This window comes from Mycobacterium sp. ELW1 (assembly GCF_008329905.1).
Classification (GTDB): domain Bacteria; phylum Actinomycetota; class Actinomycetes; order Mycobacteriales; family Mycobacteriaceae; genus Mycobacterium.
This window is the reverse complement of sequence record NZ_CP032155.1, coordinates 273,196-286,059: the sequence shown is the minus strand read 5'-3', so window position 1 is coordinate 286,059 and position 12,864 is coordinate 273,196. Positions and strand designations below refer to the sequence as shown.

At 68.6% G+C, this 12,864-nt stretch carries 10 protein-coding genes and 1 pseudogene; 5 read left to right on the top strand and 6 right to left on the bottom strand.

What is annotated here, in order from left to right:
• Window positions 1-111: 111 nt before the first annotated feature.
• The 3 genes and pseudogenes from D3H54_RS01390 to D3H54_RS01380 all read left to right on the top strand — a co-directional run bounded on the left by D3H54_RS01390 (window position 112) and on the right by D3H54_RS01380 (window position 3,964).
• Window positions 112-3,049 (top strand): annotated as a pseudogene (locus tag D3H54_RS01390) (MMPL family transporter).
• A complete protein-coding gene (locus D3H54_RS01385; protein ID WP_149377536.1) occupies window positions 3,046-3,540 on the top strand; it encodes an XRE family transcriptional regulator in 495 nt (164 codons plus the stop codon). The pseudogene D3H54_RS01390 and the gene D3H54_RS01385 overlap by 4 nt, the downstream one beginning before the upstream one ends.
• Before the next feature lie 4 nt (window positions 3,541-3,544).
• Window positions 3,545-3,964: a CoA-binding protein gene (locus D3H54_RS01380; RefSeq protein ID WP_149377535.1), complete on the top strand. Its 420-nt coding sequence runs from the start codon at window positions 3,545-3,547 to the stop codon at window positions 3,962-3,964.
• On the opposite strand, the gene D3H54_RS01375 is transcribed toward D3H54_RS01380, so the two are convergent.
• Together D3H54_RS01375 and D3H54_RS01370 are read right to left on the bottom strand one after the other, a co-directional pair.
• Complete coding sequence (locus D3H54_RS01375; protein WP_149377534.1) at window positions 3,951-4,640, bottom strand: hypothetical protein; 690 nt, start codon at window positions 4,638-4,640, stop codon at window positions 3,951-3,953. The genes D3H54_RS01380 and D3H54_RS01375 overlap by 14 nt on opposite strands.
• Window positions 4,637-5,224, bottom strand: coding sequence for a hypothetical protein (locus D3H54_RS01370; RefSeq protein ID WP_149377533.1), 588 nt, complete (start codon window positions 5,222-5,224; stop codon window positions 4,637-4,639). The genes D3H54_RS01375 and D3H54_RS01370 overlap by 4 nt, the downstream gene beginning before the upstream one ends.
• Before the next feature lie 70 nt (window positions 5,225-5,294).
• Between D3H54_RS01370 and D3H54_RS01365 the strand changes: the two genes are divergently transcribed.
• A complete protein-coding gene (locus D3H54_RS01365; RefSeq protein WP_149377532.1) occupies window positions 5,295-7,280 on the top strand; it encodes a M13 family metallopeptidase in 1,986 nt (661 codons plus the stop codon).
• Here the strand turns inward: D3H54_RS01365 and D3H54_RS01360 are convergent.
• Window positions 7,277-7,621 (bottom strand): ArsR/SmtB family transcription factor, encoded by a 345-nt coding sequence (locus tag D3H54_RS01360; RefSeq protein WP_432246462.1) that lies wholly within the window; start codon window positions 7,619-7,621, stop codon window positions 7,277-7,279. The two genes, D3H54_RS01365 and D3H54_RS01360, sit on opposite strands and share 4 nt — an antisense overlap.
• A 105-nt stretch (window positions 7,622-7,726) precedes the next feature.
• Here D3H54_RS01360 and D3H54_RS01355 point away from each other — a divergent pair, with 105 nt between their 5' ends.
• Entirely contained in the window at window positions 7,727-8,941 is a 1,215-nt protein-coding gene (locus D3H54_RS01355) for an MFS transporter (protein WP_149377531.1), read from the top strand.
• On the opposite strand, the gene D3H54_RS01350 is transcribed toward D3H54_RS01355, so the two are convergent.
• The 3 genes from D3H54_RS01350 to D3H54_RS01340 form a co-directional block, all read right to left on the bottom strand.
• Complete coding sequence (locus D3H54_RS01350; RefSeq protein ID WP_149377530.1) at window positions 8,907-10,364, bottom strand: alpha/beta hydrolase; 1,458 nt, start codon at window positions 10,362-10,364, stop codon at window positions 8,907-8,909. The genes D3H54_RS01355 and D3H54_RS01350 overlap by 35 nt on opposite strands.
• Window positions 10,365-10,421: 57 nt before the next feature.
• Entirely contained in the window at window positions 10,422-11,492 is a 1,071-nt protein-coding gene (locus D3H54_RS01345) for a L,D-transpeptidase (RefSeq protein ID WP_149377529.1), read from the bottom strand.
• 145 nt (window positions 11,493-11,637) lie between these two features.
• A complete protein-coding gene (locus D3H54_RS01340) occupies window positions 11,638-12,849 on the bottom strand; it encodes an MFS transporter (RefSeq protein WP_149383275.1) in 1,212 nt (403 codons plus the stop codon).
• Window positions 12,850-12,864 lie beyond the last annotated feature (15 nt).

The window sequence follows — 12,864 nt, the reverse complement described above, 5'->3', positions numbered from 1 at the left end:
CTCAATCCAGCTAAGACCGCCGATCACGACAGGTCGGCGCACAGGCATCTGCGGTACGCTCGCAACCACGCAATCCGGGGAGAATGCGGGGAGACAGCCATCCAGCAGTTCATGATGCGCCTCAGCAGCAACCTGCGCAGATTCCGCTGGCTGGTGTTCACGTGCTGGTTGCTGGCTTTGGTGCCGTCGGTATACCTGGCCCTCACCCAGTCCAATCACCTGACCGGTGGTGGCTTCGACGTTGCCGGCTCCCAGTCGCTGCATGTGCAGTATCAACTCGAGGATCACTTCCCCGATCAGGGCGCCTCCCCACTCGCCTTGGTGGCCGCGCCTCGTGCCGACGCCAGCTACGCCGACATGAACTCCGCCGTCGCGCAGTTGGAGGACGCGGCCAAGCAGGTTCCCAGCGTCGTGGTGGTGCCCAACCAGGGCCAGCCGGCGCCCGCCCCGGACCGGCCCTACGTGGTGTCGCTGCGGCTGGACTTCAACAACACCGGCGCGGTCGACGTCGCGCGGCAGCTGCGCCAGAAGATCGGTGTCACCGGCGATCAGCCCGGCCAGATCGCCAACGGTCGGGTCAAGCTCTACGTGATCGGTCAGGGCGCGCTCGGCGCCGCCGCCCAGACCAGCACCAAACACGACATCGCCGAGGCCGAGCGATGGAACCTGCCGATCGTTCTGATTGTTCTGCTCGCGGTGTTCGGCTCGCTGGCGGCCGCGGCCGTCCCGCTGCTGCTCGCGGTGTGCACCGTCGTGGTGACCATGGGCGTGGTCTATCTGCTCTCGACCGTCATGAGCATGTCGGTGTTCGTGACGTCGACGGTGTCGATGTTCGGTATCGCGCTGGCCGTCGACTATTCACTGTTCATCCTGATGCGGTACCGCGAGGAACTGCGCGCCGGCCGAGACCCGCAGCAGGCCGCCGACGCGGCGATGGCGACCTCGGGTCTGGCGGTGTTGTTGTCCGGTCTGACCGTGATCGCCTCGCTGACCGGCATCTATCTGATCAACACACCGGTGCTGCGGTCGATGGCGACCGGCGCGATCCTGGCGGTGGCGGTCGCGGTGCTGACCTCGACGACGCTGACCCCCCGCGGTGCTGGCCACGTTCGGCAGACCGGTGGCCCGGCGCTCGCCGCTGCTGCAGTGGTCCCGCCGCGCCGAGGCGACCCAGTCGCGGTTCTGGACCCGCTGGGTCGGCGAGGTGATGCGACGGCCGTGGCTGTCGGCGCTGGGTGCGACGGCGGTTCTGCTGCTGATGGCCGCACCCGCGTTCTCGATGGTGCTCGGCAACAGCATGCAGCGACAGTTCCCGGCCACCCATGAGGTCCGCGGCGGGGTGGCCGCGGCCGCGCAGGCGCTCGGGCCCGGCGCGCTTGGCCCGGTCCGGGTGCTGGTCACCTTCCCGGGCGGCGCGGCCTCCGACCCGAAGAACGCCGCCGCGCTGGACGCGATCAACACCGAGATCTCGAAGGCGCCGGACGTGGTCTCGGTGTCGACGCCGGTGTTCGCCGACAACAACGGCAGCGCGCTGATCTCGGCGATCCTGTCGGTGGATCCCGAGGACCTCGCCGCCCGCAACTCGATCGACTGGATGCGCAGCCACCTCTCCGCACTGCCGGCGGCGAAGGGCGCGCAGATCGACGTCGGTGGCCCCACCGCACTGATCAAGGACTTCGACGACCGGGTCGGGCACACCCAGCCGCTGGTGTTCGTGTTCGTGGCGGCGATCGCGTTCGTGATGCTGCTGATCTCGGTGCGGTCGGTGTTCCTGGCGTTCAAGGGCGTGCTGATGACGGTGCTGTCCGTCGCCGCGGCCTACGGCAGCCTGGTGATGGTCTTCCAGTGGGGCTGGCTGGAAGGGCTGGGCTTCCACCGGATCACGTCGATCGACTCGACGATCCCGCCGCTGGTGCTGGCGATGACGTTCGGCCTGTCGATGGACTACGAGATCTTCCTGCTCACCCGGATCCGGGAGCGCTACCTGCAGGCCGGTGACACCCGTGACGCCGTCGCCTACGGCGTGTCCACCAGCGCCCGCACGATCACCAGCGCCGCGCTGATCATGATCGCGGTGTTCATCGGGTTCGCGTTCGCCGGTATGCCGTTGGTCGCCGAGCTGGGTGTGGCGTGCGCGGTCGCGATCGCCGTCGACGCCACGATCGTCCGGCTGATCCTGGTGCCCGCGCTGATGGCGATGTTCGACCAGTGGAACTGGTGGCTGCCGGGCTGGCTGGCCCGGATCCTGCCGTCGGTCGACTTCGAGAAGCCGTTGCCCAAGGTCGACCTCGGCGACCTGGTTGTCATCCCCGATGACATCTCGTCGCTGGTGCCGCCGACCGCCGATCTGAAGATGGTGGTCAAGGGCGCGGCCAAGCTCAAGACCCTGGCCCCGGACGCGGTCAGCGTCGCCGATCCGCTGGCGTTCACCGGGTGCAGCGAGCTGGCCGGCAAGGTCAAGGGCAGCGACGACGCCCGTGCGCGACCCGTGCGCATCGGCCCGGGTGGCACGTCGACCGTCAAGCTGATCCGCGGTTACCGCAGCGCCAGGACGTCGACGCCGCGACCGGTCCATCCGGTCACGATGTGGCGGGGCCGGCTCGCGATCGCCCTCGACGCGCTGGAGACCGGGGCCGACGAGCGGCACGGCGGCGTGGAGCGGCTCAGCCCGGTGGAGACCACCCACGTCCAGCTGCCGACGGGTGACCGGCTGCAGATCCCGACGTGTGCGGAGACGCTGCGGATGCAGGCGTTTCTGATCATGTGCCGCAACAGCCGGTCGGATTTCGCCGAGTTCGCCGACCTCGTCGGTGGGATGGATACCGAGACCGTTGCAGTGGTACTCGCAGGGATGGACCGGTATTACTGTTCTGGACAACCTAAGCGACAATGGGTGGCGACTCAGCTGGTCCGCCGGCTGGCCGACCCCGACCCGTCCGATGTCGGCGACGACGAGCGGTGGGCAGGGCCGGAGGGAGCCGCCGAATGGGAGCGGATCAGGCAGCGTTGCCTTGCGGTGGCGGTGGCGATCCTGGAGGAGGCGAGGTGACGGTGGCAGCGCAACGCGATGCCGTACCCGCACCGGCCGCGCAGTCATTCATCGACTCCCGTCCCGTCGAGTTCTGGCCTACCGCCTCCATCCGCGAGGCGCTCGAGAGCGGCGACATCACCGTCTGGCAGCGCATCGTGATGGCCATCAAACGCGATCCCTACGGCCGAACCGCCCGCCAGGTCGAGGAAGTGCTCGAGCATTCGCAGCCATACGGCATCTCGAAGGCTCTGGCCGAGGTGCTGCTGCGCGCCCGTAGCCACCTGGAGGCCAACGAGCGCGCCGAGGCCGCCCGGCACGTGCGGCTGCTGCTCGACCGGTCCGGCTTGGCCGAGCAGGAGTTCGCCTCCCGCATCGGGGTGGCCCAATCGGATCTGGTCTCCTACCTCGACGCCACGGTCAGTCCGCCGGCGTCGCTGATGATCCGGATGCGCAGGCTGTCGGATCGGTTCGCCAAGATGCGCGCCCAGCGCGCGTCCGGCGGGGACTGAGCCGGTGACTCCGGATTCGGCTGAGCTGGAACAGATTCTGCGTGACACCCGCACAGTGGCGGTGGTGGGGGCCTCCGACAATCCGGCCCGGCCGAGCTACGACGTGTACCGGTATCTGGCGCGGTTCAGCGATTTCGAGCTGTACCCGGTCAACCCGAACATCAGCGACATCGACGGTGCGCGGGTCTATCCGTCGCTGGCCGAGCTGCCCGTCGTACCGGACATGGTCGACGTGTTCCGCCGCTACGACGACCTTCCGGGCGTGCTGGCCGACACGCTCGCACTGAGCCCGCATCCGAAATGCCTGTGGCTACAACAGGGTCTGTGGCACGACGAGGTGGCTGAGCAGGCGCGCGCCGCCGGGTTGCGCGTCGTGATGGACCGGTGTCTGAAGGTGGACTACGCCCGGCTCATCGGGCGTTGATCGGCGAGATGTCGAGAACCAGCCACCGGCCGTCCTGCTTGGCCAGGCTGACCCGCAGCGCCAGCACCGCGGTACTGGGCTGCTGACCCGGCTGGCTCTGGGTGCCCCGCATCACCACCGCCACACTGGCCGCCGTGGGACCCAGCGCCTCCAGCCCGGCCGAGATGGTCTGCGCCGTGGCGGAGATGTTCTTCTTCGCCAGATCCGAAGTGGACTTGCCGAATTCGTTCTTGAACGCATCCGCCCGGTCGGGTGCCATGAACGTCGCGGCCCGGTCGATCGAGGACATCGGGTCGGCCGGGGTGAAGGTGGCCGTGGCCTCGGACGCGGCGGTCGCGATGCGCACCACCTCGGCGGAGTCGCGGGTGAAATCCCGGTCCGGGAGCGTCCACTGCGTATAGCCGACGACGACGGTGGCGACCAGCGCCGTGGTGGCCAGCGCGACGACGGCCAGGCGTAGGCCGGGGCCGTCGTCGTCGGTGCCGACGGTCACCGAATCCCGGCGGAACAGCACGACGTTGACGATCACGCCCTCGACGATGAGCAGGCACAGCATCGAGCAGACCGCCACCCACCAGAGCGGCCAGCCGAGCACCACGCCGATGGCCAGCAGGGCCGCAATGGCGGCCAGCGGCGCCACGATGTCGAACGCGAGCACCCGGGCCAGGTTCCTCATCGCAGCGACTCCAGCCGCGAGATCATCAGCTTGCCGTCCACGTCGGACACGCCCAGCCGCAGATTCCAGCGCACGGTCGTCGGCTTGTTGCCCGAGTTCTCGCTGACCGAGGTGGCGATCACCAGCACGGAGTCGGTGCGGTTGGCCAGTTCCGGCGGAAGGGCGGGCGCCTGCGGGGCCTGACCCGGCTGCACGTTCAGGTTGTGGTGCACCGCTTCGAAGGACACCGACTCGATCTGTCCGGTGGTGCGGGCCTGCAGGGTGCGGACCACCTCGCGGTAGGGCTTGATGGCGGCTTCGAAATCGGAGTTGAGCTGGCCGGCGGTGCCGTCGTGCAGTTTCGCGAGGCTGGCGTCGACGTTGTCGACGTTCATGTTGATCAGAACACTCGTCCAGTTCGCGGCGGCCGACATCACCTTGGACTGATATGCCCGCTCGTCGGCGGCGTCGTGGTGGCCCGACCAGATCAGGGCGCCCAGTACGACGGCGGCGACGGCCACCACACCGAGAACGGCGGAGGCGACGCCGTAGCCGGTGAAGGTCCGATCGTCGGCGCCGTCGTCGGTCGGTTCGGCCTCAGGCATGCAGGCGAGGCTACCGGGCGGTCGCCTGCGGGCCGGACGCCGAGGTCGGACCTCTGGTAAGGATGGTTGGGTGACGGTAGAAACGCTGCGCTCGGGTATCGACCTGTCCCACGTCGAAGCCCAGGTTCGCCCCCAAGACGATCTGTTCGGCCACGTCAACGGACGGTGGCTGGCCGAGTACACGATCCCCGGTGACCGGGCCACCGACGGTGCGTTCCGGACGTTGTACGACCGGGCCGAGGAGCAGGTCCGGGAACTGATCATCGAGGCATCGGAGTCGGGGGCTGCCCCAAATACCGATGAACAACGCATCGGGGACCTCTACGCCAGCTTCCTGGACGCCGAGGCCGTCGAAAGCCGCGGGGTACAACCGCTCCTCGACGAGCTGGCTCACATCGACGCGGCGCCCGACCCGGCTGCGCTGGCCACGGTGATCGGCTCGCTGCAGCGCACCGGCGTGGGCGGTGGCGTGGGGCTCTACATCGACACCGATTCCAAGAACTCGACGCGGTACCTGCTGCACGTCACGCAGTCCGGTCTGGGCCTGCCGGACGAGTCGTACTACCGCGACGAGCAGCACGCCTCGATCCTGGCCGCCTACCCGGCGCATATCGCCGCGATGTTCGCCCTCGTCCTGGGCGGCACCGCCGACGATCACATCGAGCGGGCCGCGCGGATCGTCGCACTGGAGACCAAACTGGCGGCCGCGCACTGGGATGTCGTCAAGCGCCGCGATGCGGATCTGACCTACAACCTGCGCAACTTCGCCGATCTGCCGGCCGAGGCGCCCGGCTTCGACTGGGCCGGCTGGATCGGCGCGCAGGGCACCACCCCGGACGTGGTGGCCGAACTGGTTGTGCGTCAACCTGATTACCTCACCGCCTTCGCCGAGCTGTGGTCAGGTCAGGACTTCGCCGACTGGCAGGACTGGGCACGCTGGCGGCTGATCAACGCCCGGGCCGCCTACCTGACCGACGCGGTGGTCGAGGCGAACTTCGACTTCTACGGCCGCACCCTGTCGGGCACCGAGCAGATCCGCGAACGCTGGAAGCGGGCGGTGTCGCTGGTGGAGAGCCTGATGGGTGACGCGGTCGGGCGGCTCTATGTCGAGCGGCATTTTCCTCCGGATGCCAAGGCCCGCATGGACGTACTCGTCGACAACCTGCGCGAGGCCTACCGGGTCAGCATCAACGACCTGGAGTGGATGACGCCGGAGACCCGTCAGCGCGCGCTCGCCAAGCTGGACAAGTTCACCGCCAAGATCGGCTACCCGAAGAAGTGGCGTGACTACTCGACGCTGGTGATCGATCGAAACGATCTGTACGGCAATGCGATTCGCGGTGCGGAGGTGGCGCACGACCGGGAACTCGCCAAGCTCGGCGGCCCCGTCGACCGCGACGAGTGGTTCATGACCCCGCAGACGGTCAACGCCTACTACAACCCGGGCATGAACGAGATCGTGTTCCCCGCGGCGATTCTGCAGCCGCCGTTCTTCGACGCCGAGGCCGATGACGCGGCGAACTACGGCGGGATCGGGGCCGTGATCGGCCATGAGATCGGCCACGGATTCGACGATCAGGGCGCCAAATACGACGGCGACGGCAACCTTGTCGACTGGTGGACCGACGAGGACCGCGCCGAGTTCGGTACGCGCACCAAGCAACTCATCGAACAGTACGAGACGTTCGTGCCGCGCGGGCTCCAGCCGTCCCAGCACGTCAACGGCGCGTTCACCGTCGGCGAGAACATCGGCGATTTGGGCGGGCTGTCGATCGCGCTGCTGGCCTACGAGCTGTCGCTGGACGGCAAGGAAGCCCCGGTGATCGACGGGCTGACCGGTCGGCAGCGGGTCTTCTTCGGCTGGGCGCAGGTCTGGCGTACGAAATCCCGTGAGGCCGAGGCGATTCGGCGCCTTGCGACCGATCCGCACTCGCCGCCGGAGTTCCGCTGCAATGGCGTGATCCGCAACATGGACGCCTTCTACGAGGCGTTCGACGTCAGCGAGGATGACGAGCTGTACCTCGAACCCGACCGGCGCGTCCGCATCTGGAGCTAGCCGCGGGCCGCGACCTCGCGGTTGGCGCCGTCGACCACCGATGCCAGCAGCCCGGGTAGTGCCGCGTCGACTTCGTCGGCGCGCAGCCGCTGGTGGGTGAGGCCGCCGAGGACCAATCGCTCGAGCAGTCCGGCTTCGCGCAGGATCTTGAAGTGGTGGGTGGCGGTGGACTTGTTGATGCCGTCGTACAGTGCGCTGCACTGCAAGGGTGCGCCGGCGTTGCGCAGCCGCCGGATCATCTCCAGCCGGGCCGGATCCTGTAGCGCCGCGAGCACCTGGTGCAGCGGCCCGACCTGATGGACGGGATAGCTGTCGGCAGGGAATGCCTGCACCTCAACCACGGTTGTCTCCTGTGTCCGTCGTCACGGCCTGCGAAGTTTGATCAGCATCAAACCTAGCGTACGCTCGAACGGGTTCGATGACCATCAAACCACTCCGGAGTTGTCATGGCCTGTGTGCAGGAGACGTCACCCGCTGACGCCACCGGCCAGCGCTGGGCGTACCCCTTGCTTCTGGTGCTCAGCGGCGTCGCGCTCGGCGTCTCTGGCCTTCCCGCCCCGCTGTACGGCATCTACGAATCGAACTGGCATCTCTCGCCACTGGCCACCACCATCGTGTTCGCGGTGTACGCCTTCGCCGCGCTGGCGGCGGTACTGGTGTCCGGCCGCATCTCCGACGTGGTCGGCCGCAAGCCGGTGCTCCTCGGCGCGCTGATCGCACTGATCGCCGGTCTCGGCATCTTCCTGATCGCCGACAGCATCGAAATGCTGCTGCTGGCCCGCACCATTCACGGCGCCGCCGTCGGCTCGATCGTCGTCGCCGCCGCGGCCGCGCTGCTGGACCTGCGGCCGCACCACGGGGTGCGCAGCGGCCAGCTCAGCGGCGTGAGTTTCAACATCGGCATGACGGTGGCGATCGTCGGCTCGTCGCTGCTGGCGCAGTACGTCGCGCATCCGCTGCGTACCCCGTATGCGGTGGTCGCGGTGGTGTGCGCGATCGTCGGCATCGGCGTGGTGGCCCTGCGGGAAACCCATGAAGGCCGTACCGGCGGCCGAATCCGGATCAGCAAACCGGCAGTGCCGCAGGCGATCCGCGAGGATTTCTGGTTCGCCGCCCTCGGCGCGATGGCGTCCTGGTCGGTGCTCGGGGTGCTGCTGTCGCTGTATCCGTCGCTGGCCGCGCAGCAGACCCACATGCACAACCTGGTGTTCGGCGGCGGCGTGGTCGGGGTCACCGCGTTCTCCGCGGCCATGGCACAGCTGGTGGCCACCAGAGTTCCGGCCCGGCGCTCGGCGGTGATCGGCGACATCGGCATGGCCGCCGCACTGCTGCTGACGATCCCGGTGCTGCTCACCCACCGCTGGCCTTTGGTGTTCGCCGCCGCCGCGCTGCTCGGCGCGACGTTCGGACTCGGCTTCGGCGGCTCGCTGCGTCACCTGTCCGACGTGGTGCCCTCGGACCGCCGCGGTGAGACGATGTCGGCGTTCTACCTGCTGGCCTACACCGCGATGGCACTGCCGACGATCGCGGCGGGCTGGGCGGCCACCAAATGGCCGCTGGCCCAGGTGTTCCCGTGGTTCGCGCTGATCGTGGCGGTGGCCTGCCTGGGCGCTGCGGCAGTGGGCCTCAGGCCGGCGAGTCCGTCGCGCCAGGCGTCTTGATCTGAGCCGCCAGCCACGGCAGCGCATCGGAGAAGGCCCGCTCGGCGAACTGCCAGGTGTGGAAACTGATGATGCGGTGCACCGAGCAGGAGATGCCGACCGTCTTCGCCGTCGCACACAGATCGTCGGCCGCGCCGGCCTCGTCGGAGTCCTTGAATTCGTCGTGCCCGCCGAAGCCGGTCGGCGCGTCGGACTGCGGCCGGTGCCCACCGCCACCGCCGTACGGCGACGCGGTGTTGGTCGGTGTCACGGTGTCCTCGAACCAGCCGGCGACATCCTGATATGGCCCGTGCCGCATCATCACGGTCCGCGGGTCGAACTCATCCCACTTGGCCGCGTCGCCGCCGTACAGCCTGCTGATCGTCTGGTCCTTGGTCCCTGAGGTCGGGCCGTGGTCACCGGCGATGTCCTCGAAGGTGCTGAACAGATCCGGATGCATGACCGTCAGGTCGATCGCGCAGGTGCCGCCCATCGACCAGCCGACCACCGCCCAGTTGGCCGCCTGATCCGATGCGCCGAAATGCTCTGCCAGATAAGGCCGGACGTCCTTGGTCAGATGATCGGCGGCGTTGCCGCGGGGACCGTTGACGCATTCGGTGTCGTTGTTGAAGCTGCCGCCGGAGTCGACGAACGCGAAGATCGGAGCCTGTCCGCCATGGGCTTTCGCGTAGCCGTCGATGATCGGCATCGCGTTGCCGGTGCGGATCCAATCAGCCGGGGTGTTGAACTCGCCGGCGACCATCATGATGACCGGCAACCGGGGTGGGGTGGCACCGGCGAACCAGGCCGGCGGCAGATAGACGTACTCACCGCGGTGCTTGAATCCGCTTGCATCTGCCGGGATGTCGACCTCGACGAGCTTGCCTGCGGTCTGCACCGCGTTGCGCAGGCCGGGCAGTTCGGCGGCGTCGATCTGGTTGGGCAGCGGCCCGGCCGTCAGGGCGCCCCAGGCGGTCTGCACGCTCGGGTAGTACCCGACCCACTTGTTCAGCGCCAGCAGCGCCGCCACCAAGGTCAACGGAATCGCCAGGACCGCGACACCTCGTCGCCACCAGGAATTTCCCCGCCAGCCCAGTACCGCCACCGCGATCCCGGCCGCGAAAACCCCTATCCAGACCCACAAATAGAACGGAGCCGGATCTGAGGCCAGCCCCTCGGAGTTGACGTACGTGCGAGCGGCGAGCGCACCGAGCAGGCCGACGACCACGCAGACCGGCAGCCACAGCAGCCACCAGCGCCGGGTCCGCCGCCACCCGATCGCGACGATCAGCGCGATCGCGGCGACGATTTCGATGGTCAGCGGCAGCCAGCCGCCCAGCAGCGAAACACCGTGCGCGTACTGGTGCAGGTCAGGCGCGGGCAGCTGAGGCAGCGGTGCCGTCGGCGTCGGCGGCGGTGTCGGGGTAGGCGGCACGAACCCCATTGTGGAGTTCGTTTCTGTGCCTAACCTTTGAGACCGGTTAGGCCAGTGGACGACTGGCTAGGACAGCTGCCACTGCCAGTCGTCGGCACCGTCGGGGTTGTTGTACAGGCCCACCGAGTTCTTGATCACGATCGGGTCGCCGCTGCCGAAGTTGTCGTAGAACCACTTGGCGTTGTCCGGGGCCAGGTTGATGCACCCGTGGCTGACGTTGCGCTTACCCTGGTCGGCCACCGACCACGGTGCGCTGTGGACGAAGGCGCCGCTGTTGTCGATGCGCACCGCCCACTGGACTTTCAGCTTGTAGCCTTCGGCCGAATTCACCGGCACCCCATAGGTGGACGAGTCCATGACGATGTCCGGGAACTTCTCCAGCACGTAGTACGTGCCGTTCTTGGTCTCGTGCTTACCGTCCGGCTTGCCCATCGAGACCGGCATGGTCTTCTCCACCTTGCCGTTTCGCGTGATCGTCATCTGATGGGTCTTGTCGTCGACGGTGGCCACCAGCGAATCGCCGACGCGGAAGCTGGATTTGGCGCCGCTGGCGTCGATGTTGACGACTGTGCCCTGCGGCCAGAAGTTGTACGGCCGCCAGCGAACCTGGGTGTCGGTGGTCCAGTAGAAGGCGCCTGGAACCGGTGGCACCGAGGAGATGTGGATGGCCTGCTCGGCCATCGGCCGGTTGGCGATCGGACGAGCGAAGTTGATGATGATCGGCTTGGCCACACCGACCATGGCGCCGTTCACGGGATTGAAGCTCGGCGGCGCGAACACCGGATCCCCGGTGTAGGGCGTCGGGTTCTGGCCTTTGACCGGACCAGCGGCTGCCGCGGCGGCCTGCTGAGCGGCCACCGGGTCGACCGGCGGTGGCGCCGGCGGAGCAAACGGGTCGGGCGGCGGGACGGCCGGGTCGCCCACCGGTGCCGGCGGCGGGAACGCCGCGGGGTCGACCGGTGGCGGCGCGAACGGATCGGGTGCGGGCACCTGGACGGGAGGCACGTCGGCGATGCCCGGATCGGCGGGCGCCTGATCTGGATCGGCGAGCGCCGAACCGCTGCCGAGACTGATTCCGGCGGCCACTCCGACCACGCACAGCGTGGTGGCGATGGCCCCCTTCACCCGCAGCGTCATAACCAAAACTCCCTCGAAACCGACGTTGACCCAGTCTGACATAACACGCTGGGTGCACTTCCCGAGTTCATTCGCCAGCGAACCCGGCCGCGAACTCCGTCACTGCCCTGAACTGTGCAGATCGTCGGGCGAGGGGTGAGAAGCGTTACTTTTCGCTGGTAGCCGGGCGGTCCGCGAACAGGCCCCGGCTGACCATCACGCAGGCCAATGCGCCCAGCATCAGCACGCATGACGCGGTGAGCATGGTGGCGACGCCGGCCCGTTGGTAGAGCAGCCCGCCGGTCAGCGAGCCGGCCATGATGCCGACCTGGAAGCACGCCACGTAGAGCCCGGAGGCGCCGTCGGGATCCTGCGGCGAATGCCGCATCGCGGCGGTCTGCAACATCGGCGGCATCGCGTTCGCGGTGGCACCCCACAGCACGATCGCCACCGCCCCGGCCGCTGCGACGGCGGCGGTGTGCCAGCCGAGGTGACCCAGCGCCGCCAGTGCGGCGAACGCCAGCGACGATGCGGCCAGACAACCCATCACCGCCGCCTTGGGCCGCCGGTCCCCCGGCCGGGCCAGCAACGCCATACCGGTCAGCCCGGCCACCCCGTACGCCGCGAGCAGCCAGGCCTGGTGCGCCCCGTGCACGCCGACCACGTCCCGGATGATCACCACGATGAACGTGTAGGAGATGAAGTGGGCGGTGACACCCACCAGCGTCAGCACGCTCAGCATCAGCAGCGGGCGGTTGCGGTGGTGGACGACTCGCCGCGGACGCTCACCGGCTGCCGCGTCGGTCAACGCCATCACCGGAAGCGCCAGCCGTGCCGCGACGAGCACCAGCACCGACGCCGCGGCGATGACACCGACGGCGGGCCGCCAGCCCCACAGCTCGCTCATCGCCGCCGTCAGCGGGCTGCCGACCACGAGGGCCAGGCCGGTGCCGACGTAGACCGCCATGGTGGCGCGACCGGCGTGGCTCGGCGGCACCAGGCGCGCACCGATCGGCGCGATCACCGACCACATCAGCCCGTGGGTCAGCGCGCACAGCACCCGGCCGACGGCCAGCACCGTGAAGGTCGGCGCCAGCGCGGAGATCAGTTGCGAGAGCGACAGGCAGGCCAGCGTCCACAGCAGCGTGCGCCGTCGCGGCCACGTCGCCGTCCAGCGCACCAGCGGCATCGTGGCCAGCGCGGCCACCAAAGCGTAGCTGGCCAGCAGGGTGCCCACCATCGCTTCGCTGACGTTCAGGTCGCGCGCGATGGCGGACAGGGCACCGACCGGCATGATCTCGGCGGTGACGTAGATGAACGCCGCGGCGGCCAGCACGGCCAGCGCTGTGGCGACTCGCGGTGTCCACGTGCGCGGCACTGTGGGCACGGGTTC

Bases quoted from the DNA above. Each gene is read 5' to 3' on its own strand.
- D3H54_RS01370 (WP_149377533.1), bottom strand. From the start codon at position 5,224: ATGCCTGAGGCCGAACCGACCGACGACGGCGCCGACGATCGGACCTTC.
- D3H54_RS01355 (WP_149377531.1), top strand. From the start codon at position 7,727: ATGGCCTGTGTGCAGGAGACGTCACCCGCTGACGCCACCGGCCAGCGC.
- D3H54_RS01350 (WP_149377530.1), bottom strand. From the start codon at position 10,364: ATGGGGTTCGTGCCGCCTACCCCGACACCGCCGCCGACGCCGACGGCA.
- D3H54_RS01375 (WP_149377534.1), bottom strand. From the start codon at position 4,640: ATGAGGAACCTGGCCCGGGTGCTCGCGTTCGACATCGTGGCGCCGCTG.
- D3H54_RS01345 (WP_149377529.1), bottom strand. From the start codon at position 11,492: ATGACGCTGCGGGTGAAGGGGGCCATCGCCACCACGCTGTGCGTGGTC.